The sequence below is a fragment of the Piscinibacter sp. HJYY11 genome, from assembly GCF_016735515.1.
In the GTDB taxonomy this organism is placed as follows: Bacteria; Pseudomonadota; Gammaproteobacteria; order Burkholderiales; family Burkholderiaceae_C; genus Rhizobacter.
On record NZ_JAERQZ010000001.1, the window covers coordinates 3,233,289 to 3,257,306 of the forward strand.

18 protein-coding genes are annotated in these 24,018 nt (G+C 69.7%); 6 read left to right on the forward strand and 12 right to left on the reverse strand.

The window, feature by feature from the left end; genetic code table 11:
• Positions 1-10 precede the first annotated feature (10 nt).
• The gene (locus tag JI745_RS14985; RefSeq protein ID WP_201808343.1) at positions 11-1,069 is read left to right on the forward strand and encodes a bifunctional diguanylate cyclase/phosphodiesterase; all 1,059 of its coding nucleotides are present in this window, start codon (positions 11-13) and stop codon (positions 1,067-1,069) included.
• A 48-nt stretch (positions 1,070-1,117) separates the two neighbouring features.
• Here the strand turns inward: JI745_RS14985 and JI745_RS14990 are convergent, their stop codons facing one another.
• Together JI745_RS14990 and JI745_RS14995 are read right to left on the reverse strand one after the other, a co-directional pair.
• A complete protein-coding gene (locus JI745_RS14990) occupies positions 1,118-5,650 on the reverse strand; it encodes a hybrid sensor histidine kinase/response regulator (RefSeq protein WP_201808344.1) in 4,533 nt (1,510 codons plus the stop codon).
• 111 nt (positions 5,651-5,761) lie between these two features.
• Positions 5,762-6,646, reverse strand: a complete 885-nt coding sequence (locus JI745_RS14995; protein WP_201808346.1) for an NmrA family NAD(P)-binding protein — start codon at positions 6,644-6,646, stop codon at positions 5,762-5,764.
• Positions 6,647-6,757: 111 nt separating this feature from the next.
• On the opposite strand from JI745_RS14995, the gene JI745_RS15000 reads away from it, so the two are divergent.
• Together JI745_RS15000 and JI745_RS15005 are read left to right on the forward strand one after the other, a co-directional pair.
• Positions 6,758-7,639, forward strand: coding sequence for a LysR family transcriptional regulator (locus JI745_RS15000; RefSeq protein ID WP_201808348.1), 882 nt, complete (start codon positions 6,758-6,760; stop codon positions 7,637-7,639).
• 121 nt (positions 7,640-7,760) lie between these two features.
• On the forward strand, positions 7,761-9,020 hold the full coding sequence (locus JI745_RS15005; protein ID WP_201808351.1) for a putative Na+/H+ antiporter: 1,260 nt from the start codon (positions 7,761-7,763) through the stop codon (positions 9,018-9,020).
• Positions 9,021-9,035: 15 nt separating this feature from the next.
• Here the strand turns inward: JI745_RS15005 and JI745_RS15010 are convergent, their stop codons facing one another.
• Complete coding sequence (locus tag JI745_RS15010; RefSeq protein WP_201808352.1) at positions 9,036-11,111, reverse strand: exo-alpha-sialidase; 2,076 nt, start codon at positions 11,109-11,111, stop codon at positions 9,036-9,038.
• Between the two features lie 363 nt (positions 11,112-11,474).
• Here JI745_RS15010 and JI745_RS15015 point away from each other — a divergent pair, with 363 nt between their 5' ends.
• Entirely contained in the window at positions 11,475-12,431 is a 957-nt protein-coding gene (locus tag JI745_RS15015; RefSeq protein ID WP_201808353.1) for a hypothetical protein, read from the forward strand.
• Between the two features lie 19 nt (positions 12,432-12,450).
• Here the strand turns inward: JI745_RS15015 and JI745_RS15020 are convergent, their stop codons facing one another.
• Positions 12,451-13,458, reverse strand: coding sequence for a catalase family peroxidase (locus JI745_RS15020; protein ID WP_201808354.1), 1,008 nt, complete (start codon positions 13,456-13,458; stop codon positions 12,451-12,453).
• Between the two features lie 92 nt (positions 13,459-13,550).
• Positions 13,551-14,030 (reverse strand): SRPBCC family protein, encoded by a 480-nt coding sequence (locus JI745_RS15025; protein ID WP_201808355.1) that lies wholly within the window; start codon positions 14,028-14,030, stop codon positions 13,551-13,553.
• Between the two features lie 110 nt (positions 14,031-14,140).
• Between JI745_RS15025 and JI745_RS15030 the strand changes: the two genes are divergently transcribed.
• On the forward strand, positions 14,141-14,842 hold the full coding sequence (locus JI745_RS15030; RefSeq protein WP_201808356.1) for a sigma-70 family RNA polymerase sigma factor: 702 nt from the start codon (positions 14,141-14,143) through the stop codon (positions 14,840-14,842).
• Positions 14,839-15,597, forward strand: a complete 759-nt coding sequence (locus JI745_RS15035; protein ID WP_201808357.1) for a cupin domain-containing protein — start codon at positions 14,839-14,841, stop codon at positions 15,595-15,597. Before JI745_RS15030 ends, JI745_RS15035 begins: the two co-directional genes overlap by 4 nt.
• Before the next feature lie 69 nt (positions 15,598-15,666).
• Here the strand turns inward: JI745_RS15035 and JI745_RS15040 are convergent, their stop codons facing one another.
• The 7 genes from JI745_RS15040 to JI745_RS15070 form a co-directional block, all read right to left on the reverse strand.
• Positions 15,667-16,881 carry a carbohydrate porin gene (locus JI745_RS15040; protein ID WP_201808358.1) on the reverse strand — a complete coding sequence of 405 codons (1,215 nt, stop codon included), beginning with the start codon at positions 16,879-16,881 and terminating at the stop codon, positions 15,667-15,669.
• A 104-nt stretch (positions 16,882-16,985) separates the two neighbouring features.
• Complete coding sequence (locus JI745_RS15045; RefSeq protein WP_201808359.1) at positions 16,986-18,083, reverse strand: ABC transporter ATP-binding protein; 1,098 nt, start codon at positions 18,081-18,083, stop codon at positions 16,986-16,988.
• A gap of 23 nt (positions 18,084-18,106) precedes the next feature.
• The gene (locus tag JI745_RS15050; RefSeq protein WP_201808361.1) at positions 18,107-19,411 is read right to left on the reverse strand and encodes a GH1 family beta-glucosidase; all 1,305 of its coding nucleotides are present in this window, start codon (positions 19,409-19,411) and stop codon (positions 18,107-18,109) included.
• 37 nt (positions 19,412-19,448) lie between these two features.
• Positions 19,449-20,321, reverse strand: a complete 873-nt coding sequence (locus tag JI745_RS15055; RefSeq protein WP_201808363.1) for a carbohydrate ABC transporter permease — start codon at positions 20,319-20,321, stop codon at positions 19,449-19,451.
• Complete coding sequence (locus tag JI745_RS15060) at positions 20,318-21,292, reverse strand: carbohydrate ABC transporter permease (protein WP_236675005.1); 975 nt, start codon at positions 21,290-21,292, stop codon at positions 20,318-20,320. The genes JI745_RS15055 and JI745_RS15060 overlap by 4 nt, the downstream gene beginning before the upstream one ends.
• A 53-nt stretch (positions 21,293-21,345) precedes the next feature.
• Positions 21,346-22,596, reverse strand: coding sequence for an ABC transporter substrate-binding protein (locus JI745_RS15065; RefSeq protein WP_201808367.1), 1,251 nt, complete (start codon positions 22,594-22,596; stop codon positions 21,346-21,348).
• 321 nt (positions 22,597-22,917) lie between these two features.
• On the reverse strand, positions 22,918-23,949 hold the full coding sequence (locus JI745_RS15070) for a glycoside hydrolase family 5 protein (RefSeq protein ID WP_201808369.1): 1,032 nt from the start codon (positions 23,947-23,949) through the stop codon (positions 22,918-22,920).
• Positions 23,950-24,018: the final 69 nt, after the last annotated feature.

The window sequence follows — 24,018 nt, forward strand, 5'->3', positions numbered from 1 at the left end:
AGTTTCCAACTTGTCCAAGGACCACAACGAGCGGCGGGCGTCCGACGCGGCCTACCGAACGGTGTTCGAGGCGTCCCCCGAATACATCACCATCAGCCGCCTGTCCGATGGGCGCACCATCGACGTCAACCCGGGCTTCGAGCGGCTCATGGGCTATTCGCTGAAGGACATCCTCGGGCGCACCTCGCTCGAACTCGGCATCTGGGAAGAGCCCGAGCTGCGCAAGGCCTTCCTGCACGCGGTGAAGTCGGGGTCGAACCGGCCGTTCTTCTGCCGGCTGGTCACCAAGTCGGGCCGCCGCGTTCCGGTGGAGGCCGCCGGCAGCATCACGGTGATCGATGGCGAGGAAGTGCTGATCGTGGTGGTTCGCGATGTGTCGGAACGCGTCGCCAAGGACCAGGAGCTCGCCCGCTACCGCCAGAGCCTGGAGGCGCTCGTCGCCGAGCGCACCGCGGAACTGCAGCAGGCGCAGGAGCGTCTGCAGTCGGCGCTGGAGGCCCTGCAGGTGGCGCACGCGGCCGCGGTCGAAGGGGAAAAACGGTCGCGCTTCGAGGCCGAGCACGACCGCCTGACCGGCCTGCCCAACCGGTCGACGCTGGAAGACCGGCTGTCGCAGGGCATCCATGCGGCGCGCCAGGCCGGGCAGGCCTATGCCGTGCTCTTCATCGACCTGGACAAGTTCAAGCCGATCAACGATTCGTTCGGCCACCGTGTGGGCGACAAGGTGCTGTGCGACGTGGCGGGGCGCCTGCGCTCGGCCATCCGCGCGAGCGACACCATCGCGCGCGTGGGAGGCGACGAGTTCGTGGTGGGCCTGGCCCACATGGTCGACGCCCATTCGGCCGACACCGTGGCGCGCAAGGTCCGGCAGGCCCTGCACGACCCGCTGGTGGTGGAAGGCCACCGCTGCGAGCTGGGGTCGAGCATCGGCATCGCCCTCTTTCCGCGCGATGGGCTCACGCCCACCGAGCTGATCCAGGCGGCAGACGCGGCGATGTACCAAGCCAAGCAGTCCGGTGCCGGCATCGCCTTCGCTGGAGCACCCGCCGCGTCGGCCACGCAGGCGTGATCGGCGCGGCGGTGGCGCCGCGTCTCACGACGCATCTCACGACACATCTCACGACACGCCCATCTCCTGCACGCTGGCCAGCGCCGGCTCCAGCTGGCGCTGCACGGCCTGCAGCAGCGGCTCCAGCGCCGCCGGGTCGCGGTGCAGGCGGCACGCTTCCTCCAGCGCCGCAGCGACGCGTTGCAGGGCCGGCATGCCGAGGCTGCCGGCGACGCTCTTGAGGTCGTGCGCGAACCGGGTCGCGGCGTCCGCATCGCCGCGGTCGCAGGCGGCACGGAAGCGCGTCACGAAGTCGAGCTCGCGCTTGCGGAACATCCCCAGCAGCCGCCGGTACAGCGTCTCGTCACCCATCACGGCGGCGAGGCCGGCGCGCATGTCCACCGCGGGTGGCGCCGACTCCTGCGACGACGCAGGCGCCGGCGGGCGGACCCATCGCGCCAGCGTGGCGAACAGGTCGTCGACGCGGATCGGCTTGGCGACGTGGTCGTTCATGCCCGCTTCGAGGACCTTCTGGCGGTCGCCCGCCATGGCGTTGGCGGTCATCGCGATCACCGGCAGGTCCTTCAGCTCGGGGCGGCGGCGCAGCGCGCGTGTGGCCGCGTAGCCGTCCATCACCGGCATCTGGCAGTCCATCAGCACGGCATCGAAGCGGTCGCGCTCGAGGATGGCCAGCGCCTCACGGCCGTCGCCGGCGATGTTGACGACGATGCCAACGCGGTTGAGCAGGTCGCGCGCGAGCTGCTGGTTGATGGGGTTGTCTTCGACCAGCAGCACACGTGCGCCGGCGAGCCCGGCCTGGCGTGCCTGCAGCAGCTCCTGGCGCTGCTCGCTGCGGCTCGGCACGCCACGCGGCCGGCCGAGCGCGGTGGCGCACGCATCGAGCAGGCCCGAGGGCGTGACCGGTTTCGACAGCAGGCCGGCCACCTGCACTCCGCGCGCCGCGAGCTGGCGTTCGGCCTCGGCGCGGCTGAAGGCGGTGACCATCAGCACCGTGGGCGGGCCATGCCGGTCGGCGGCGCGCTCCAGCCGCTCCACGCAGCCGATGCCATCGAGGCCCGGCATGTGCCAGTCGAGCAGCAGCAGCTTGAAGGGCCGGTCCTGCGCATCGGCCTCGGCGACCGCCTGCAGCGCCTTGATGCCATCGGCCGCCGTCTCGGCCTGCAGGCCGAAGGCCGTCGCCAGCGTGCGCAGGAGCTCGCGCGCGGCCGGGTGGTCGTCGACCACGAGCACACGCAGGCCCTGCAGGTCGCCGTCCTGCGGCGCGGGTGCGGCATTGGGCTGCAGGCCGAGGGGCACGCTGAAATGGAAGCAGCTGCCGCGGCCCGGTTCGCTGTCGACCCCGATCTCGCCGCCCATGCGCTCGACGAGGTGGCGGCAGATCGCCAGGCCCAGCCCGGTGCCGCCATAGCGCCGGCTGGTCGAGGCATCGGCCTGGGTGAACGGCTGGAACAGGCGCGTGCGGGCCTCGGGCGTGAGGCCGATGCCGGTGTCGCGCACCTCGAAGCGCAGCGTCACGCGCTGACCTTCGCGCGCGCACTCGGTCACCGCGACCGTGACCTCGCCGCGCTCGGTGAACTTGACCGCGTTGTTGCTCAGGTTCAGCAGCACCTGGCCGAGCCGCGAGGGATCGCCCACGAGGGCGGTCGGCAGCCCGGGCGGCAGCTCGAACAGCAGCTCGAGGCCCTTTTCCTCGGCCCGCATGCCCACGAGCGTGGCGAGCTGGTCCAGCACGTCGCCGAGCGCGAAGGGGATCTCCTCGATCTCCAGCCGGCCGGCTTCGATCTTCGAGAAGTCGAGGATGTCGTTGATGATGCCCAGCAGCGACTCGGCGGCACGGTGCACCTTGTCGATGTAGTTGCGCTGGCACGCGTCCAGCCCGGTCTGCAGCGCGAGGTACGACATGCCGAGGATGGCGTTCATCGGCGTGCGGATCTCGTGGCTCATGTTGGCGAGGAACTCGCTCTTGGCCCGCGTCGAGGCTTCGGCCGCATGCTGCGCACGGGCCAGCTCCTCGGTGCGCTCGATCACCCGCCGCTCCAGGTCTTCGGCCACTTCGCGCGCGGCACGTTCACGCTCGTCGAAGCGGCGGTGCAGGTGGTGCACGCGCCAGCGGTACGCGAGCCACAGCGTGGCGAGCAGTCCCGCGCCGGCCAGCAGGATGAACGGCCACCGCGTGTACCACGGCGGCGGAATGTTCAGGCGCAGCGACGGCGCGCTCTCGTTCCAGTCGCCGCGCGGCCCGCGCGCCTGCACGCGGAAGGTGTAGTCGCCCGGCGGCAGCGTCGTGTAGGTCGCGCTGCGGCGGCTGCTGTCGGTCTCGTTCCATTTCGCTTCGAGCCCTTCCAGCCGGTACCGGTAGCGCGTGCGCACCGGGTCGACATAGTTGAGCGCGGCGAACTCGAACGAGACGATGCTGCCCGAGGCCAGTGCCAGCGAATCGGTGGACCAGATCGGCTGCGTGAGCGGCCCGCTGCCCGGCACGACTGGCTCGCCGAAGAGGCGCACATCGGTCAGGTACACCGGCAACGCACGCTCGCGCCCGTTGAAGTGCGAGGGAAAGAACGCCACCACGCCCTTCTGCGAGCCGAAGAACATCTCGCCGTTCGCGCTGCGGGTGGCCACCGCGGGGTTGGCGAAGCGGTCGGTCAGCAGGCCGTCCGACGCGTGGTAGTTGGTGAAGGTCTCGGCATGCGGGTCGAAGCGCGACACGCCGTTCGGCGTGCTGATCCACAGCCGCCCGTCGTCTTCTTCCAGGATGCCGATGGCCATGTCCGCGGGCAGCCCGGAGCGCGAGGCGTAGGAGGTGAAGGTCGCGGTGCGCGGGTCGAGCTTGCCGAGCCCGCGGAAGGTCGCGGCCCACACCATGCCCGCGCGGTCGACGTGGACCGAGCTGACGCGGTTGTGGCCGGGCGGTTGTGCAGTGCGCAGCGGCGCGTCGAAGAGCTCGAAGCGGCCGGTGCGGGGATCGAAGCGTTGCAGGCCGCGTGACGAGGTCGCGAGCCACAGCGCGCCGGTCGCGTCCTCGGCGATCGAGCGGTACTGCACCAGCCCGCCCGGGCTCGGTCGGAACGTGCTGAAGTCCTGTGTCGCCGCGTCCCAGCGGCTGAGGCCGAAGTCGGTTGCCACCCACAGCTGGCCGCCGCGGTCGACGCGTAGCGCCGTGACCCGGTCGTGGTTGAGCGAACGCGGGTCCGAGGGGCGGTGGGCATACGTCGTGAAGCGGCCGGACCCCGGGTCGAAGCGCACGAGGCCGTTGCCGTTCGTGCCGAACCAGAGCTGGCTCGCGCCGTCCTTCGCGATCGCGCTGACCCCGCGCGCGAAGACGGGCTGATCGACCTGCGTGGCCTGGTCCGTCCTGCGGTCGACCCGGTTCAGGCCCCGGTCGGTGCCGACCCACAGCGTGTCGGCGTCATCCGCGTAGGCCGCCGTCACCGCGCCTTTGCCCAGGCTCGCGGGGTTGGCCCGCTGATGGCGGTACGCCCGGAAGCGCGGGCGCTCGGAATTGAAGCGGTAGACCGCGCCGGACTTGGTCAGGGTCCAGAACTGCTCGTCGCGGTCGCGGAAGAGGCCGACGACGAGGTCCTCGCGCAAGCCGTCCGGATCGTCGGGGTTGCTCTGGTACCAGATGGCCTGCCGGCGGTCGGGCGTGAGCTTCACCAGCCCGAGCTTGTGGCTGCCGAGCCAGAGTGCACGGTCGCGGTCCTCCTGGATCGAGACCACGCCGGACGACGCATTCGGCAGCAGCCCGCCATTGCGGAACGCATAGACCGTGACCGCGCCGCTCGCGACGTCGACCGAGGCCAGGTCGCCACCGGCCGACAGGCCGAACCAGAGCATGCCGCTGCTGTCCACGAATGGCCGGGCCGGAAAGCCCGTGCTGACGAACTTGCGCCCCTCGGCGGTTTCGAGCTTGAGGTGACGCGTGACCTTGCCTGAGCGGCGATCGAGCGCGTACAGCCCCTCGCTGCTGGTGATCCACAGGTTGCCGTCGTTTGCGGCCGCCATCGCGATCACGCGGGTCTCGCCGACCGAGGGTGTGTAGCGCGGGCGATGGCAGGTCGTCTTCGTGGTGGCCGGGTCGAGCGCCGTCACGCCGTCGTCGGTCGCGAGCCAGATGATGCCGTCCGGGTCATCGACGATGTCGTGGGCGATCGCCACGGTGCCGCAGTCGTTGTTCGGCGACCGGTACTGCTTGAAGCTGCCGGTCGCGGGGTCGTAGCGGTTGAGCGAATCGTCGGCCCCGATCCACAGCCGCCCTGCGCGGTCGGTCGCGAACGAGTGGCCGATCATGTGGCCGACGCTGTGGGCGCTCTCGCGCTCCGGGACCTTCATGAACCCGTGGCCGTCGTAGCGCCGCAAGCCATCGGAGGCGCTCAGCCAGAGGAAGCCGTAGCGGTCCTGGGCCATCCGCTGCAACGCGAGCGGCGTGGACGACGCTGACAGCGGGTGGAACTGCAGCGGCGCCCCCGCGACCAGGGGCACGTCGACGACGGCAATGTCTTGCGCCCGACAGGCCCCGCCTGTCGCCAGCGCCACCAGAGCGGAGGACAGCGCAACAACCTGACGGAACCGCCTGTTCATGACGCCCCCTCGTGCGCCAACGCCCTGATCGAGCGGTGCAAGGCGCACATCCGGAGTATTGCCAGCCCCCGGGGCGGGTGTGCCCCGGGATAACGCGAGGCAGGAGCGGGGTCAGGCGGCTTGCGGCGCGGTGGCAGCCGTCAGTTCGGCCACCAGCCCCGCGTAACGCCGCAGCGGGCGCCCGAGCAGGGCTTCGAGGCGCTTCACCGCCGCCGCCCCGGGCACCATGCCCTGCTGCTGGATGCGGGCCATCATCAGGCGCATGTCGTAGGCCATCCAGCCGGGCGCGAAGCCGGCCAGTTGCGCTTCGAAGGCAGCGAGGTCATTGCCGCCGTAGACGACCTCGCGGCCCAGGGCCTCGCTCCAGACGGCCGCGGCGGACGTACCGGTCAGGAGCTCCGGGCCGACCACGTCGAGGGTGATGCGCGGCAGCGGGCCCTCGGCGCGGTCGCGCCGCAGCAGCTCGGCGACCGCCACGTCGGCGATGTCGCGGGTGTCCACCATGGCCACGCCGGCCGATCCGATGGGCATCGGGTAGACGCCGTGGCCCTCGACGACCGCCTGGACCTGTCGGTCGTTCTGCATGAAGTAGGCCGGGCGCAGGACCGTGGCCGGGAGGTCCAGGGTCTCGATCATGCGTTCGACCGTGTGCTTGCCCGTGAAGTGCGGCACGTCGGTGTAGGCGTCGGCGTGGATCACCGACAGGTAGACGATGCGCTCGACCCCCGCCTCACGGGCGAGGTTGAGGGTGATCAAGGCCTGCGTCACTTCGTCAGGCGTCACCGCGTTCAGCAGGAAGAGGGTTCGGGTCGAGGCCAGGGCGCGCCGCATCGAGGCGACGTCGGTCAGGTCGGCGACGACCTCGCTGGCGCCGGGGGGCAGGGCCGCCTTGCCGGCCGTGCGGACCAGGGCCTTGACGGGGGCGCCTGCACGGGCCAGCCCTTGGACGACCAGCGAGCCGATGGTGCCGGTGGCACCGGTGACGAGGATGCTCATGACATTTCTCCGGGGTGAGTGGTTGCGACGGGGTGAACGATAGGCCGTTGCACGGAATAAACACAGACGCCAGAATGAAAACAGTCTGTCTCGAATCTGGAACACCTGCCCATGGACCTGAACGCCCTGTCGGACTTCACCCTCGTCGCGGCGCATGGCGGCTTCGGACGCGCCAGCCGCACGGGGCGGCGTTCCAAGGCCACGCTGTCCCGGCGCATCGCCGACTTGGAAAGCCAGCTCGGCGTGCGCCTCATCGAGCGCGGCGCCAAGGGGCTTGAGCTCACGGAGGCGGGCTACCTGCTCCTGAGCCGCACCGAAGGCCCGATGCACGAAGTGGTGGAGGCCCTGACCGCGGTGCGCGAGGGCACGGGCAAACCGCGCGGTCTCCTGCGGATCGCGGCGCCGGTGCTGTTTGCACAGCTGGCCCTCGGCCGCCTGTGTGCGGAGTTCCGCCAGCTCCACCCCGAGGTGACGGTCGAGGTGGTCTCGGAAGACCGGCTCGTCGACCTGGTGGAGGAACGCTTCGACGTGGCCATCCGGCCCAACCCGCGCCCCGACACCGCACTCGTCGGCCGCCGTTTCGCGCGCGACCGGCTGCTGGTGGTGGCAGCGCCCTCGGTGCCCAAGCCGCGGCCGGCGCGCCAACCGGTGCCGGTGCAGGCCGTCGTGATGTCGACACGCGAGGGCGACACCTGGGCCCTCGAAGACAGCCGTCTCGTGCTGCAGCCGCTGCCCGTCCTGCGCCTGTCGTCGATGCTGATGCTGCGCGACGCCGCCCTGGTGGGCGCCGGCGCGGCCCTGCTGCCGCAGTCAATCGTGTCGGGCCACCTGGCGCGCGGCGAACTCGTGAACTGGGGCGCCGCGGCCGGCCAGCAAGTCGACCTGTGGGTGCTGCACACCTCGCGGCGGCTGGCGAGCCCGAAGGTCAACGCGTTCGTGGACTTCATGTGCGCCCGGCATCATCCCGACGGGCCGCTGGTGCTGGCGGCGTAATGCCGGCTGGGCGGTGCCCGCCTGCCCGTAAACTGCGCGCCGGGTGCTGGGCCGCAGACACGGTGCAGCAGGTTCATGCGACGGTCGGGCCGCCTCGCGGCCGCTTCACGACCAGACCCTCATGACCGACCCCACGATCGACCTGATCGCCGCCGCCGTCTTCGGCGTGGCCGTCCTCCACACCTTTGTCGCCAAGCTGTTCGAGCGCCTGGCCCACCGCTACCCCCGGCACGCCGGCCTCTTCCACCTGCTGGGCGAAGTCGAGGTGGTGTTCGGCTTCTGGGCCATCGTGCTGGTGCTCGTGATGGCGCTGATCGCTGGCGGCGGCGCGGCGCTGGGCTATGCCGAGTCGCGCAACTACACCGAGCCGCTCTTCGTCTTCGTCGTGATGGTGGTGGCGGCGTCGCGCCCCGTGCTGCAGACCGTCTTGCGCGCCGTCGCGGGCCTGGCCCGGCTCTCGCCCCTGCCCACGCCGCTGGCCTCGGCCTGGCTGGGGCTGGCGGTCGTGCCGCTGATGGGGTCGCTGGTCACCGAGCCCGCGGCCATGACGCTGGCGGCCCTGCTGCTCGCCCCGCTGGTGTTCAAGCCCGGGGTGCCCGAGCGCATCAAGTACCTGGCGCTGGGCGTGCTGTTCGTCAACGTCTCCATCGGCGGCACGCTGACGTCGTATGCCGCGCCACCGGTGCTGATGGTGGCCAGCACCTGGCAGTGGGACAGCACCTTCATGCTCGCGACCTTCGGCTGGAAGGCGGCGCTGGCCGTGGCGATCAACGCCTCGGTGGCCACCGTCCTGCTGCGCCCGCACCTGCTTGCCGCGCCCGCGGGCGCCGAGGAAGCGCAGGGCCCACCGGTGCCGATGCTGGTGGTCGCGGTCCACCTCGCGCTGCTGGCCGGCGTGGTGCTGATGGCCCACCACCCGGTGGCCTTCCTGGCGCTCTTCCTGCTGTTCCTGGGCTTCACGCAGGCCTACGAGCGCTACCAGAGCCCCCTCATCCTCAAGGAAGCCCTGCTGGTGGGCTTCTTCCTCGCGGGCCTGGTGGTGCTCGGCGGGCTGCAGCGCTGGTGGCTGCAGCCGATCGTCGCGGGCCTGGAGCCGCTGGCCCTGTTCTTCGGCGCGCTTGGGCTGACCGCCGTCACCGACAACGCGGCGCTGACCTACCTGGGCTCGCTGATCTCGGGCATCTCCGACGAGTCGAAGTACATGCTGGTGGCCGGCGCCGTGGCCGGCGGCGGGCTGACCGTCATCGCCAACGCGCCCAACCCGGCCGGCGTGGCCCTGCTGAAGCGCGGCTTCACCGACGAGTCGATCGGGGCCGGCGGCCTGCTGCTGGGCGCGCTCGGGCCGACGGCCGTGGCGGCCGCGGCCTTCCTGCTGCTTTGAACGGGCGCGCGGCCGTCACGGCGTCGCCACCGGCGCACCGTAGACGACGCCGCGCCCGACGGTGCTCATGTAGACCACGCCTTCGGTGTTCATGTCGCCGGCGATGAACTGCGCGTTGCCCGGCCCGCCGAACTGGTGGGCGTCGTCGTTGATGCGGAGCCAATTCGCACCGGCGTCAGTCGAGCGGTAGATGCCGCGCCGTCCGCCGTCGACCGAGCCCCAGATGAACACGGTCGGGTAACTGGCACCGCTCATGGTCCTGCCGAAGCCGACCGCGCTGCACGAGTTCACCCGGGCCAGCTTGCTGAACGAGGTGCCGGAGTTCGTCGAACGCGCCAGCCCGCCGCCGCGCAAGGCCACCCACACGTCGCCCTCGCGGCCGGGCGCCGCGCGGATCAGCGGCGCGCCCCAGCTGTCCAGCGCGCCGGCCGCGGTGAAGCTCGCGCCGCCGTCGGTGCTCACGAGCATCCGGCCGGCCGCCGGGTCGTAGGCGTAGAACTTGGCCGCGTTGACCGGGTCGGCCTCCGGGCGCGCGCCGTTGTTGCCCAGGCCCGTGACGGTCGTCCACGTGGGCGTGGCGCTGGTGAAGTCGGTGGAGCGATAGGTGACGCTGGAACCATCGGTGAGCAGCAGCGTGCTCCCGTCGGCCGACAGTGCGACCAGGTTCGTCGTCGCCTGCGCCGGCACCTGCGTCCAGGTGAGGCCGGTGTCGGCCGAGCGGTAGATCTGGTTGGCGCCCGCGCGCACGACCACCGAGGTCCGCGCCGGCGCCACCGCCAGGCCGGGGGTCGAGCTCAGGCGCGGCGTGTGGACCGGCGCGTAGGCGTCGATGTCGGTGTGGCGGAAGCCGCCGTAGTCGCCGATGGTGGTCAGCAGCGGCCCGCCCGGCACGCTCACCAGCCCGAGCGGCACCGTCTCCTCCAGGCCGCGCACCGCGAAGGTCCAGGTGGCCGGCGTCGCATCGATGTTGCGGGTGCGGTAGACACCGTTGCCCGAGGTCACCCACGCCGACCGTGTGTCGAACGGGTCGAACTCGATGCTGCTCGCCCAGTGGATCGAGTTCTCACCGATCCAGGAGACACCGTCGGTGTCGAGCGCGAAGCCGCGCTGCACCACGTCGACCCAGCTGCCGCCGCCGTTGGTGCTGAGGAAGAAGTGGTCGCCCCAGTTGTTGCCCTGCGCGGCCCAGGTGTTGATCGTGCTGACGAGAACCCGCTGGGGGTTGCCGGGATCGACCGTCACGCCGGAGAAGCCGGTCGTGAGGCCCGTGGGCGTCACGTTCGTCCAGGTGCCCGCGGCCACGTTGTACTTCCACACCGCGCCATCGTTCATCGGCTCGCGCGGGGTCAGGCTGTCGGGGCCGGGGTGCGGGCCGGCGCCGTTGGCGTAGGTGATGAAGAGGTTGCCGTCGCCGGCGAGCACGGCGCGCTGCGGCATGACGCTCGCCGGCGCGTTGGCCACCGGCGTGAAGGTCGCGCCGCCGTCGTCGCTGCGGTAGAGGTTGGGGCCGACCGAGCCGAAGCGCGAGACGCCGACGAAGATGCGCCGTGCCGCGCCGTTCGCGACGCTGGTCGCATCGAGCAGCACGAAGCTGATGCCGTTCTCGTTCGGCGTGGTGGTCACCGGCAGCGAGGCGAGGCGGGTGAAGCTCGCGCCCGCATCGGTGCTCCGGAACACGCCGTTGTTGCGCGAGCCGGCGTACAGCACGTTGCTGTTGCCCGGGTCCACCTGCAGCTTCTCGCCGTTGCTGCGGCCCATGCCGTTGCCGTTGACGCGGAACTGCGCGCTGACGTCGGTGATGCGCGAGAAGGTCGCGCCGTAGTCGGTCGAGCGCATCACGACGGTCTTGCCGTTGCTGAAGTAGGGCGTGCCGGCCAGCACGTACAGCACCGCCGAGTCCCGCGGGTCGAGCGCGAGCGACTCGGTGCCCATCAGGCCGACGTCGTCTTCGGACACGAAGTCGAGCAGCGGCACCCAGCGGCCGGTGCTGGCGTTCCAGCGGTACGCGCCACCGACGTCGGTGCGCGCGTAGAACAGGTTCTGCTGCGTGCGGCTCGCGACGACCGCGGTGACATAGCCGCCGCCACCCATCGCGACGTTGCTCCAGCGATAGGCGTTGGGCGCTGGAGGTGGAGGCGCTGCTGGCGGAGGCGGTGAGGGAGGAGGCGCCGCAGGGGGTGGCGGAGGAGGCGGCGGCGTCCCGCCCCCCGGCGCCGGGGCGGGGGCGGGCGGCGTGTCACCCCCACCACCACCCCCGCAAGCGGTGAACAACGCGGAGAGGGTCGCGAGTCCGGCCGAGCGTCGGGTCACTTTCATCATGTCGGGGCTTCGTCGATCGCCGGCGGCGAAGGTGGGGGCGTCGTCTTGCGGTCGCGACGCGGCGTGCGCAAGCATGCACCGAGCCCACCGGTTGCACTAGGCTTGCCGCACGCACACCGCACACTGCACACCCACATGCCCACCTTCACCACCACCCGCCGCGGCATCCTCGGTCTGATCGGCGGCCTCGCCATCTTTCGCTCCGCGCCGGCGGTGGCCGTGCCCGACACGTTCACGCTGGTCCCCCAGCTCGCCGTCGGGCAGACGCTCCGCTACCGGCTCGATCAGCGCACGGAACGCAACGGCGCGCTGGTGCAGCGCGCCGCCTCGCGTGTGTCGATCGCCGTCGTCGAGGCGCTCGACGCTGGCTGGCTCGCGCGGTGGACCGTGCAGGACACCCAGCTCCTCGATGCCGACCCGCGCATGCGGCCGCTGCTCGAAGCCTTGCAGCACCTCTGGGACGGCGTGCCGATCGACGTGGTGCTCGACGAGGCCGGGCGTGTGGCCGGCGTGGCGGACATGCCGGGCCTGCGCGAACGCATGCGCGAGTCGATGGACCGGCTGCTCGCCGTGGTGGCGAAAGACCCGGCGATGGCGCCGCTCGACGCCCACCTGCGCGCGGCCCTGCAGCCGATGCTCGCCAACGAGGCCTACATCGCGCAGGCCGTGCTGAAGGAGCCGGGCATCCTGCTCGGCGCGATGGGGCGCGAGTACCGCGTGGGGGAGCCGCTGGAGGTGCGCACCACGGTGGCGTCACCGCTCGGCACCGGCGAGATCCCTATCCTCGGCCGCTTCGACCTCCGCGGCGTGAATGGCCGTGGCCAGCTCGCGCGGCTCGGCTGGTTGATGGTGGTCGATCGGCACACGACCGCGCGGGTGGTGGGGGGCGAGCTGCAGCCCTCCGTCGATCGCCTCGCAGGCGCGGCCGCCGTCGACGCAACCGCGGCCTTGGCCGGCATGGACTTCGACGACCGTGGCGACTTCGACGTCGACACCGCGACGGCGTGGCCCACCCGGGTGAGCCACACGCGGCGCATCGCGGGTGGCGACAGCTCGCGCACCGACAGCGTCGAGTTCAGCCGCCTCGGCTGACACTGCGACGCTTCAGCGGCTACTGCTGCTTCGCGCCTTCCGTCAGCCGGCGCCCGAGGCCCACGGCGTAAGGCGCGGCGCGCGCGGCCAGCATCGGGTCGGCCGAGGGCTCCACACCCTTGGGCAGCACCATCGGGTTGTAGGTGATGGTGAGGCACGGGCCACCGCCGTCCTCGGCCACCGAGGTCACCTTGAGCAGGCCGAGCTTGACCTTCTTGCGGCCCTCGGGCAGCGGCACGGTGGCGCTGTCGATCCGGTCGCCGGCCTGGGCCAGCTCGAGGTTGAAGTCGAAGGCGACCTTGCCGTCCTTCACGCGCTGGCGCAGGTCGTCGAAGAGGAAGCTCGGGCCACGGGCCTTGGCCTCGTCGTCGCTCAGGCCCTGCACGCCACCCACGGGCTCGAAGATCCACTTGCCGAACTGCCGGGCGCCGCTCGCGTTGACGAAGGCGAAGGCGTGCACGCCCCAGTAGTTGACGCTGCCGAAGCTCGCCGGCACCGGCTGCGACGCGAAGTACTTGCCTTGCAGCAGCACCTCGGGATGGGCATCGGCGAAAGCCTTGACCTTGGCCGGGTCGGGCATCTTGGTGGCGGGATCGGGTTGCAGCGACGCGAGCCGCCCGAAGAACACCTGCGGCGAGGCCGCGCCGAACACCGGCGCCGAGATGTTGCCCATCTGCCATTGCTCACCGTCGGGCAGGTTGAACTGCAGCGCGAGGTTGCGCTGGGACTTCGCGTTGTCGGGCGCCTTCGGGTTGGCGCCGCCCACCGAGAAACGCACGATCACCGGCACCGGCTTGCCGCTGAAGGCCGAGGCCGTGGAGAGTGCGCGTGCCTCGGCCGTGCCGACGAACTCCCCCGTGGCGCAGATGCCCTTGGCGCCCGAGCGTCGAAAGCCGTCGAACTTGCCGAAGGTCAATTCGAACTGGTCGAGGAAGGCGTTGGGGTCCGGCGTCGCCGGCTGCGCGACGGCGTTCGAGGCCAAGGTGGCGGCGGCAAGCGCCACGGCGGAAAGCATCAGCGGGTTCATGGACGTGGCTCCTGGGGTGAAGGGTTCGACGTGGTCGTGCGGGCTGCGCGAGGCTTACAGCGCGTTCGCAAAAAAGACACGCGGCCTCCGGATCAGCACAGCACGCGCGACGGCACGCCCAGGTGCCGCGCGAGGCCCAGCCCGCCGGCGCGCATCACGCCGCGGTGGTTCCAGCGGAAGAGCGGCGCAAGCAGCGGCGCGAGCCAGCGCATCCAGGGCTGCGCGAGCTCCACGCGCCAAACGTAGGTGACGTGAGTGCTGCCGCCGTCGCTGCGCAGCAGCCACAGGCCTTCTCCCCGCAGCGCCCCGCGCGATCGGCCGCGCAGGCGCTCGTGGCGCAACGACTCCACCGCCTCCACCTCGACGACCAGGCCATAGGGCAGGCGGGTGGCCCACTCGATGCGGCGCACGCTGCCGACACCGTCGGCCCGGCCGACCTTGAGCAGGCACACCGAGCGCACGTACGGCCACCAGCGTGGCCAGCCTTCGGGGTCGGTGAGCACGGCCCACACACGGTCGACCGGCGCATCGATGCGCCAGTGGCTCACCAGGTCGAAATGACGGCTCGGCATGCGGCTCCTTCGGGGTCTGCCAGCCCATACGGCCGGGCCGGGTGGGTGGATGCATCGAGGCGCATCCGGCGGGTGCATCCGAAATCGCAAGCGCTGCGTACCACCCGGGCATGAACGCCCACCCCACCCCCGTCATGCCCCCCGACGACCCGGCCCTGCTGTTCTTCGACGACGCGGAGCCACCGCCCGAGGGGGAAGAAGCCCCCGCGCCGGCGGCCGGACTCGGCTGCGCGCCGGCGGCGAGCGATGCCGACATCGCCGGCTGGATCGGCCGCATCGTCCTGCACGACGAGGCCGCGCTGGCGACGCTCTACGACGCGACGGTCTCGCGCGTCTACGCGGTGGTGATGCGGGTGGTGCGGCGTGCCTCGCTGGCCGAAGAGGTAGTCGAAGACACCTTTTTCCAGGTGTGGCGCCAGGCGCCGCGCTTCGACCCGGCGCGCGGCAAGGCGCTGACCTGGCTCCTCAACATGGCGCGCTCGCGGGCGATCGATGCGGTGCGGCACGAGTCGCGCTTCCAGCACGACAGCCTCGACGCCGAAGCCGCCTGCGAGATGCTGGCCGACGAGCTCGGCCACGACGACCTGCTCGACGTGGCACGTGGCCATGCCGAGCTGCAACGGGCGCTGATGCTGCTCAACGCACAGCCGCGGCAGCTGGTGGCGCTCGCGTTTTTCCGCGGCCTGAGCCACGAGGAGATCGCCACCCACACCGAGCTGCCACTGGGCACGGTGAAGTCGCAGATCCGCCGCGCGCTGGCCACCTTGCGCGACGCCCTGGGCCCGCAGGGCCTGCGTTCGCTCAACCCATGATGGACTTCTCGATGAACGCCTCGACACCCGACCTGCGCACGCGCCTGATGGCCCGTGTGGCAGCTTCACACGCCGCCGAGGCTGGCCTGGTGACCACGCGCCGTGCGCGTGCCCCCCACGCCGTGCTCGCGCCCGGCATCATGGCGCAGACCCTGTACCGGGGTGCCGGGCATCGGCCCGGCGAACCGCTGCGCGTGCGCCTGATCGAGCTGGCCGCGGGGGCACGGCTCGACGCCAAGGCGCTCGCCAACGAAGCGGTGCTGCTGACGCGCCACCGCGAGTGGCTGGTGCTGGCGGGGCAGGTGCAGTCGGACGCTGGCTGCTTCGGCCCGCGCGACTACCACGTCACGCCCGCCGGCGTGGCCACGCCGGGCTGGCAGGCCGATACCGCGGCGTTGCTCTTCCTGCGCGAATCGGCGGTGCCCTCGCATGCGAGGGGATCGACGCTCACGGTGCGCGATGCCGAGGCGGGCTGGCCCGAGTTCGCACCGGGCATCCGGCGGCGAGTGCTGTGGGCGCACGACGGGCAGGCGGCCTTGCTCTACCGTGCCGAGGCGGGCGCTGCGGTGCCGCGGCACTCACACGGGCATGACGAGGAGTGCCTGTTGATCGACGGCGAGCTCTTCCTCGACGACGTGTTGCTGCAGGCCGGCGATTACCAGCTCGCGCCCGCGGGCAGCGGCCACCAGCTCACGCACACCGACACCGGCGTCGTGATCTACGCGCACGGCGACCTGGACATGCGCTTCTTCTGAAGCGGAAACAAAAAAAGGCCCGGTTCCGCCAACCGGGCCAACGCTCTCTTTTCCCTTAGCAGGAACGAATCACCACCAGGATTCGGCCTGCACGCCCACCGAAGTGCCAGACTTCTTGTCGCCGAACACCTGGCGGGCGTTGGTGGAGCTCAAGCCGCCGGCGCCTGCCGTGCGCACCGCATCGTTCCAGATGGCATGCGTGACGAAGAGACGAACGGTCGGGCGCGAACCGGCTTCCTTGCCAGCCGAGGCGGCCACGGCCAGCGTGCCCTTGGTCAGGTTCTGCTTGGCACCGCCGCCGTCGGGCTTGACCTGGTCATGGCCCAATTCGGCGAGGAAGCGGAAGGGGCCCGACAGGTGGGTGTCGGCGCGCGCACCGATCGTGAACCACTTGTTGCCGGTGTTGCCGGTGTTCTTGCGGATGCGGTACTCGGTGATGAAGTCGACCGCGGTGGCACCGAAGTTCGCGCCCTGCTGGAACACCACGCGGGTGTTCTTCAGGTCGCCGAACTTGTCGCCCTTCACGCCGAAGAGGGTGTCGCCGCCGAGGATGGTGCCGCTCAGCTTCTGGTACACGCCCACGGCGATACCCTTCGGCTGGTCAGCCGGTGGCGGGTTGACACCAGTCTGGTCTTCGGTCTTCAGCTGCTTCGACGGCGTGACGTAGATCGACAGTTCGCCGTTGGGCACGGTCTTGATGCCGGTCATGCGGATCGGCAGCGACGCGCGGTTGTTGTACGCGTCGTTGTTCGGGTCCATCATGAACGCGATGCTCAGCTTGCCGATGCCCAGGTCCATGTCTTCAACGCCGGCGCCGTTGCCGTCGTTGTTCTCGAGGAACTGGTCGTTGATGCCCGTCTGCAGACGGTTGTAGAAGCGGCGGCCCGCCCACACGCGGCCGTTGGCCAGCTGGCTGATGTTCTGTCCGTAGGCGTAGATCTGGCCGAAGCGGGTGGTCAAGGCGTCAGGGCCGTTGCTCGCGTTCTGGGCGCTGCCGGCGTCCCAGGCCTTGTAGACGCTCGGCATCACACGCACGTGCCAGGCGGAGCCTTCGTATTCGGCCAGCTTGGCGTCGAAGGTCGGCTCGATCACGTAGTCGCACTCGTTGCCGAGGCGGTACTTGGTGTCGGCATTGGCCAGGCCGAAGCAGACCTGGTTGCCGCCGGCGGTGTTGACGCCGACGCCGGCGCGGAAGTAGCCCGAGAACTCGATGGGCGGTGCGGCCAGTGCGGCGCTGGATGCTCCGGCCATGGCCAGGGCGGTGATCAGTCGATTGGTTTTCATGGTTTCTCCTCGTCTCCTAGGTGGTTGTCATTCGCCGTTTGTGGCGGCAGTGGTGGTGGTGGGCCTTGCGGCCCTGGCGGGGGATCGGTGGATGGCGGGCTCCTTCAGTGCAGGGCCAGTGCCTGGCCATCGGGTTGGAACAGCAGCGAACGGCCAGGCTGCGGTGCGAGGCCCACGGCATCGCCGGTGGCCAGGGGTGCGTGGTCGGCCGGCACGCGCAGCGCGACGGTGTGCTCGCTGCCGCGCAGGGTGGCGTGCACGATGGTCGAGTCGCCCAGGTGCTCGAGCAGGGCGACCTTGGCGGCCAGGCCATCGCCCACCGAGGTGATCTGCAGGTGCTCGGGGCGGATGCCCAGCACCAGGTCGCCAGCGGTGAGGCGCAAGGAGGTCGTGGTGGCTGGCAGGCGCACCGCACCCGCTTCGCCCATGCGCAGCTGCACGGCGTCGCGCTCGCTGCGCTCGGCGGTGCAGGGGATGAAGTTCATGCGCGGCGAGCCGAGGAAGCCGGCCACGAACTGGTTGGCGGGCTTCTCGTACAGCGCGAGCGGCGTGCCGACCTGCTCGATGCGGCCGGCGTTGAAGACGGCGATGCGGTCGCCGAGCGTCATCGCCTCGACCTGGTCGTGCGTCACGTAGATCATGGTCGTGCCCAGCTCCTGGTGCAGGCGCGAGAGCTCGATGCGCATCTGCACGCGCAGGCCGGCGTCGAGGTTCGACAAGGGCTCGTCGAAGAGGAAGACCTTGGGCTTGCGCACGATGGCGCGGCCGATGGCCACGCGCTGGCGCTGGCCGCCCGAGAGTGCCTTGGGCTTGCGCTCGAGCAGGTGCGTGATCTGCAGGATCTCGGCGGCGCGGCCGACCATCTGCTGCACCTCGCGCTTGGGCGTGCCGGCGAGCTTGAGCGCGAAGCCCATGTTCTCGGCCACCGTCATGTGCGGGTAGAGCGCGTAGCTCTGGAACACCATCGCCACGCCACGCTCGGCGGGCGGCACGTCGTTGATGCGCTCGCCGCCGATGGAGATGTCGCCGGCGGTGATGTCTTCCAGGCCCGCGATCATGCGCAGCAGGGTCGACTTGCCGCAGCCGGAGGGGCCGACGAAGACGGTGAATTCGCCATCGGCGATGTCGAGGTCGACGCCCTTGATGACCTCGGCGCCGTCGTCATAACTCTTGCGCACGCTGCGCAGGGTGAGGGTGGACATGCTGCTTTCCTTCCTCTCGGGTCTCAGCGGTTGGCCGCGATGAAGTCGCGGTACCAGTGCGCACTCGCCTTGGGCGTGCGCTTCTGCGTCTCGTAGTCGACGTGGACCAGGCCGAAACGCTTGTCGTAGCCGGAGTTCCACTCGTAGTTGTCGAGCAGGCTCCAGTAGAAATAGCCGCGCACGTCGACACCGGCTGCGATCGCGGCACGCAGGGCTTCGAGGTGCGTGCGCACGTACTCGATGCGCGGCTGGTCGTTGACCTGGTTGCCCTCCAGCACGTCGGCGTTGGCCATGCCGTTCTCGGTGATGTAGACCGGCGGCAGCTTGTAGTCGGCGTTGACCTTGAGCAGCAGCTCGGTCAGGCCCTGCGGATAGATCTCCCAGCCCATGTCGTTCTCGCCCATGAGCTTCGGTGCCGGCACCGGCGGCTTGGCCGAGCTGGCCCAGATGCGGGTGTAGTAGTTGATGCCGAGGAAATCGAGTGGCTGCGCGATCACCTCGAAATCGTTTTCGCGAACGACCGGGTAAATGTCGAGGCCGGGGGCCTTGGGATAGCGCTTCAGGAAGATCGGGTCCATGAACCAGCGCACGAAGGTCGCGTACTCGCGCTCGGCCATGTCGCGGTCGGCCTGCGAATCGGTGGCCGGCGTGGTGGACGACTGGTTGAGCACGATGCCGAGCTGCGCCTTCACGCCGGCCGCGCGCATGGCCTGCATCGCCAGCCCGTGCGAGAGCAGCAGGTGGTGCGACACCTGGGCCGCGAGCTGGAAGTCGCGCGCGCCGGGGGCGAACTGGCCGATGCCGTGGCCGAGCACCGCGGTGCACCAGGGCTCGTTGTGGGTGGCGATGGCGGTCACGCGGTCGCCCAGGCGCTTGCCCATCACCTCGGCGTAGTCGGCGAAGCGCTGCGCGGTCTCGCGCGTGGCCCAGCCGCCGATGTCCTGCAGGCCTTGCGGCAGGTCCCAGTGGTAGAGCGTGGCGTGCGGCCTGAGGCCTTTTTCGAGCAGGCGGTCGACGAGGCGGTCGTAGAAGTCGAGGCCCTTGTCGTTCCACGCGCCACGGCCCAGCGGCTGCACGCGCGGCCAGGCGATCGAGAAGCGGTAGGCGTCGACGCCCAGCGAGCCGATCAGGTCGATGTCTTCGCGGTAGCGGTGGTAGTGGTCGCAGGCGACGTCACCGGTGTGGCCCTTGTGCACGTTGCCGGGGAAGTGCGAGAAGGTGTCCCAGATCGAGGGGCCGCGGCCATCTTCGCGGGCCGCTCCTTCGATCTGGTAAGCAGCCGTGGCGACGCCCCACGAGAAGCCGGAAGGAAATTTCGAGACAGTCACGCGTCGGATCCTTGGAAATCTTGGAGGTATGAGGGGATCAAGCCTTCACCGCACCGGCGGTGAGACCTTCGATGAGTCGGCGCGACGCCATGACGAACATCACGAGCAGCGGCAGCACCGCGATCGACGAGCCGGCGCAGATGGCGCCCCACGGTGTCTGGCCTGTGCCCTGCAGCGAGCGCAGCGCGAGCGGCACGGTGTACATGTCCATGTCGCGCATGACGATCAGCGGGCCCATGAAGTTGTTCCACGAGGCGATGAAGGTCACGAGGCCGAGCGTGCCGAGGGCCGGGCCGATGAGCGGCAGGATGATGCGGAAGTAGATGCCGAACTCGCTGCAGCCATCGATGCGCGCGGCGTCGAGCAGGTCGCGCGGGATCGCCGAGGCGATGTACTGCCGCATCATGAAGATGCCGAGTGCGCCGCAGGCAGCGGGCACGATCAGCGCCTTGGGCTCGTTCATCCAGCCGAGCCAGCTCATGATGAGCGCGGTGGGGATCATGCCCACGAAGCTCGGCAGCAGCATCGTGCCCATCACGAAGACGAAGAGCTGCTTCTTGTAGCGGAACTCGTACATCGCGAAGGCATAGCCGGCCAGCGAGCACAGCAGCAGGTTGGCGGCGGTGACGGCGAGCGCGATGTAGAGGCTCCAGCCGAGGTTGTTCCACCAGTGGGGCAGGCGCTCGAGCAGCAGCTTGAGGTTGTCGTCGAAGTGGTTGCCGAACCAGATGGGCGGCGGCAGCGACAGGATCTCGCGGTCGCTGTGCGTCGCGAAGATGAACATGAAATAGAAGGGCGCGAGCATCAGCACCGCACCGCTCAGCACGATGGCGTAGGCGATGAACTGGCTGGCGTTGAAGCTCGTGCCGTTGCCGCGACGCGGCGCCTGCAGGGCGAGGGTCGCGCTCATTTCTCTTCCTTCTGCCCGAGCAGCTTGTTGTTGAGCCAGGTCATGGCGGCGATCAGCATGAAGAGGGCCCAGGCGACGGCCGAGGCGGTGCCGAAGTCACCGTCGACGAAGGCCGTGACGTACATGTGCATGGCCGCGGTCTTGCCGGCCTGGTCGATGCCGCCGGTGCCACCGGTCAGGATGAAGGGCTCTTCGAACAGCTGCAGGTTGCCGATGATGGTCAGCGTGACCGCGAAGAAGATCATCGGGCGCAAGAGCGGCAGCACGACGTGGCGGAACTGCTGCCACCGGCTGGCGCCGTCCATCGTGGCGGCCTCGAACAGGTCCTTCGGGATGGTCTGCATCGCCGAGAGGTAGAGCACCGTGTTCCAGCCGACGTAGCGCCAGAAGACGACGAAGGAGATCATCCACTTCGTGTACTGCGGCTGGCCCCAGTCGATGTTCTGCTCGGGCAGAAACCAGTTGAACACCGGCAGCTGCTGCAGCGCGGCGATGCTGGCGTTGACGACGCCGAAATCGCGCGAGAAGAGCGTGGAGAACACGAGCGAGATCGCCACGCTCGAGGTGATGAAGGGCAGGAAGTAGATGCCGACCACCGCGTTGCGCCAGCGCCTGAACGCCATGTGCAGGAAGAACGCGAGCGGCAGCGCCACCAGGTGCTGCGGCACGCCGGAGACGATGGCCATCCAGCCGGTGTTGTAGAGCGACTTGTGGAACCAGTCGTCGTCGAACAGGATGTACGTGTAGTTCTCGATGCCCACGAAGTTCATCGCGGCGAGGCCGGCAGCCGGCTCCCAGCGGTGGAACGACAGGTACACCGAGAACAGCAGCGGGAACAGCCCGAACACCAGGAAGATGACGAAGAACGGGCTGATGAAGAGGTAGGGCGCCAGCGTGCGAAGGTTCCAGCGCTTGCGGCGCTGCACGGTCGGCGTCACGCTGGACGCCTCCGGAGTCAGGGGTTTTGACATGGCTTGCATGGTGACGCGCCCGGTCTCTTCTTCTTTCATCGACTGCGCTGCGGTCAGCGGCGCACGCGCTTCTTGAGAGCGGCCTGGGCATCGGCCAGCGCAGCCTTGATGTCCTTGTTCTGCTCGAGGACCTTCTCCAGCTCGGCGTTGACGACTTCACGGGCGACCGGGTCGTACTTGTCGACGGCGATGGCCTGGATCTTGTCGGCCGCGACCTTCCACTGCTGGCGGGCCTTCTGGCCACCGAGGTACTCGATCGGCTGGTCGAGGAAGGCGTCGTTCTGCGCTTCGATCAACGAGGGGAAGGCGTCGAGCTTGCGGAAGGCCTCGAGCTGCATGTCCTTGTTGAGCGTGAGGAACTTGATGAAGTCCCACGCGGCGGCCTTGTTGGCGGCCTTCTTCGGGATGGCGTAGAACGAGCCGCCCCAGTAGCCGAACGAGTTGTTGGGCAGCTGGGCCGAGCGCCACTTGCCGGCCGATTCCTTGGCGAGCCAGTTGTTGAGGTGGCCGGCGAGCCAGGCACCCATCATCTGCGAGGCGATGCGGTCGCGCTTGAAGCCTTCGGTCCACTCGTTGGACCAGGCGCCGATCTTGCCGTCGATGCCGGCGGTGCGAGCGGCCTTGGCCAGCTCGAAGGCCTTGACGAAGCGGGCGCTGGTGACGAGCGGCTGGCCCTTCTTGTCGAAGTACACGCCTTCGCCGTCCTTCAGGCCGGAGCGGATGTAGATGTCCTTGATGTCGACGGCGTTGCCGAGCATGTAGGCGCCGGTCGCGGCCTTCACCTTCTTGCCGGATTCGATGAACGACTCCCAGCTCTTGGTGAGGTCGGCTTCGCTGACGCCGGCCTTGTCGAGCAGGTCCTTGCGGTAGAAGAGCGCGCCGGGGCCGATGTCGACCGGCATCGCGTTGAGTGCGCCGGTGCCGCTCATCGCCTGCGGGTAGCTGAACTTGGAGACCTTCGCCCGGTACTGCATCGCGTTGTAGGGCGCCTTCGACAGGTCTTCCAGGCCGCCCGACTCGGCGAACTTGCCGATGAAGTCGTTGTCGACGGCCATCACGTCGGGCAGGTTGGCGCCGGTGGCCAGCGCCGTCGTCATGGCGGTGTGGTGGTCGGGATAGGCGAGCGACGCGAGCTTGATCTCGACGTTGGGGTTGAGCTTCTGGTACAGCGGGATCGCGGCCTTCACGCCACGGTCGAGGTCGGGGAAGGACGCGACCGTGATGGTCACCTTGGTCTGGGCCTGGGCGCCTGCGGCCAGCAGGCCGGCCACGGCGAACAGCAGCGGCTTGATCATGTTTTTCATCTGTGTCTCCTCGGCTGGGACAGCGTGCCAGCCGCTGCTTCAAGCGTCTGGCATCGTTTTCACGAAAAGCGAGGCATGTAACCCGATCACATGCACCGCGCACTCGGTCACCTCGGGGGACCTGCGTGCATTTCCTCTCTGTAAGAGGAGGCAAACAGGGCGGCACCGTCGGCGGAGATGTGACTCGATTTCATGTGAAATCGATTTCACAACGGCGCGTATTTCATCGCCGGGGGTCGGGGGTGTCAACACGGGAAACCCCAGAAAGGCCCAAACCTAGGGAAAGCCCTTGTCTTGCCGGCGACACGGTCGGGGCCGGCCTCAGCGGCGGGGCAACAGGGTCTGCAGCAGCGGCTTGCGCCACTCCAGCGAGCGCGGCTCCAGCACGCCGAAGCCGGCCGCCAGTTCCCAGTAGGCCCACGAGAAACCACGTGCCTCGGCGTGCTCGCGCACGGCGCGTGTCCACGCGAGGCGGCTCGCGTTGTCGGCCTTGGAGTAGGCCCCGAACTCGCCGAGGTAGATGGGCCGCTGCTCGCGCCTGGCCCAGTCGGCCACACCGTCGAAGTCTTCGCGCAGCTGCTTCAGCTCGGGCTCGCGGCCGCGCCAGGTGGTGCCCATCCAGGCCGCCGCACCGCTCACCCATTCGGCGCCCTGGTGCGTGACGGCCATCGGCTCGTAGTAGTGGAAGGTGGCGATGATGTTGCGGTCGTCCTTCGGCAGGTCGAGCGACCACAGCATGCGGCGGCTGTTCCAGTCGGCGCCGCCGATGATGAGCGTGCGGTGCGGGTTGCTCGCGCGGATGACCGGCAGCACCGCGGCGAGCGCGTCGTTCCACTTCGACTGCGTGAGCTTGTTGTGCGGCTCGTTGAGCACCTCGAAGATCACCTGCGGCGGCGCGTCGCGGTAGTGCTCGGCCACCTGCTCCCACAGGCCGAGGAAGCGCGCGCGCTCGGCCTCGGGGTCGCTCATCATCCCGGTGTAGTGGTGCATGTCGAGCACGATGGCGAGCTTGTGCTCGAGCGCGAGTTTCACCACGCCGTCGATGCGCGCGAAGAACTCGGGGTCGATGGTGTACGGGGCCTTGTCGGCCGCCTGCGCATCCCAGCGGATGGGCAGGCGGATGGCGGTGAAGCCGGCCTTCGCGGTGAGCGCGATGAACTCGTCACGCAGTGCCGGGCCGGCCATGCCTTCGCGGGCGTGGTCGAGCATGTTGCCGAAGTTGATGCTCTTGGCGAGCAGGCGGTTGCAGCTCTCGGCCCGGGCCTGGGGCGGCTGCTGGAAGTCGCAGGCCGCGGCAGGCAAAGCCAGGCAGGCCAGGCTGGCCAACAATGATCGGAAGGGGTGGCAAGGCATGGTTGTCTCCGTGTTTCTTGGGATGGGGAAGGGCTGCGGGCGACGGGCACGCGCAGCTTGAAAACGTTA

What these genes read in the sequence shown, in the direction of transcription:
- JI745_RS14990 (WP_201808344.1), bottom strand. Translation starts at nt 5,650, where the DNA reads ATGAACAGGCGGTTCCGTCAGGTTGTTGCGCTGTCCTCCGCTCTGGTG.
- JI745_RS14995 (WP_201808346.1), bottom strand. Translation starts at nt 6,646, where the DNA reads ATGAGCATCCTCGTCACCGGTGCCACCGGCACCATCGGCTCGCTGGTC.
- JI745_RS15000 (WP_201808348.1), top strand. Translation starts at nt 6,758, where the DNA reads ATGGACCTGAACGCCCTGTCGGACTTCACCCTCGTCGCGGCGCATGGC.
- JI745_RS15005 (WP_201808351.1), top strand. Translation starts at nt 7,761, where the DNA reads ATGACCGACCCCACGATCGACCTGATCGCCGCCGCCGTCTTCGGCGTG.
- JI745_RS15010 (WP_201808352.1), bottom strand. Translation starts at nt 11,111, where the DNA reads ATGGGTGGCGGCGGCTATGTCACCGCGGTCGTCGCGAGCCGCACGCAG.
- JI745_RS15015 (WP_201808353.1), top strand. Translation starts at nt 11,475, where the DNA reads ATGCCCACCTTCACCACCACCCGCCGCGGCATCCTCGGTCTGATCGGC.
- JI745_RS15020 (WP_201808354.1), bottom strand. Translation starts at nt 13,458, where the DNA reads ATGAACCCGCTGATGCTTTCCGCCGTGGCGCTTGCCGCCGCCACCTTG.
- JI745_RS15025 (WP_201808355.1), bottom strand. Translation starts at nt 14,030, where the DNA reads ATGCCGAGCCGTCATTTCGACCTGGTGAGCCACTGGCGCATCGATGCG.
- JI745_RS15030 (WP_201808356.1), top strand. Translation starts at nt 14,141, where the DNA reads ATGAACGCCCACCCCACCCCCGTCATGCCCCCCGACGACCCGGCCCTG.
- JI745_RS15035 (WP_201808357.1), top strand. Translation starts at nt 14,839, where the DNA reads ATGATGGACTTCTCGATGAACGCCTCGACACCCGACCTGCGCACGCGC.
- JI745_RS15040 (WP_201808358.1), bottom strand. Translation starts at nt 16,881, where the DNA reads ATGAAAACCAATCGACTGATCACCGCCCTGGCCATGGCCGGAGCATCC.
- JI745_RS15045 (WP_201808359.1), bottom strand. Translation starts at nt 18,083, where the DNA reads ATGTCCACCCTCACCCTGCGCAGCGTGCGCAAGAGTTATGACGACGGC.
- JI745_RS15055 (WP_201808363.1), bottom strand. Translation starts at nt 20,321, where the DNA reads ATGAGCGCGACCCTCGCCCTGCAGGCGCCGCGTCGCGGCAACGGCACG.
- JI745_RS15060 (WP_236675005.1), bottom strand. Translation starts at nt 21,292, where the DNA reads ATGTCAAAACCCCTGACTCCGGAGGCGTCCAGCGTGACGCCGACCGTG.
- JI745_RS15065 (WP_201808367.1), bottom strand. Translation starts at nt 22,596, where the DNA reads ATGAAAAACATGATCAAGCCGCTGCTGTTCGCCGTGGCCGGCCTGCTG.
- JI745_RS15070 (WP_201808369.1), bottom strand. Translation starts at nt 23,949, where the DNA reads ATGCCTTGCCACCCCTTCCGATCATTGTTGGCCAGCCTGGCCTGCCTG.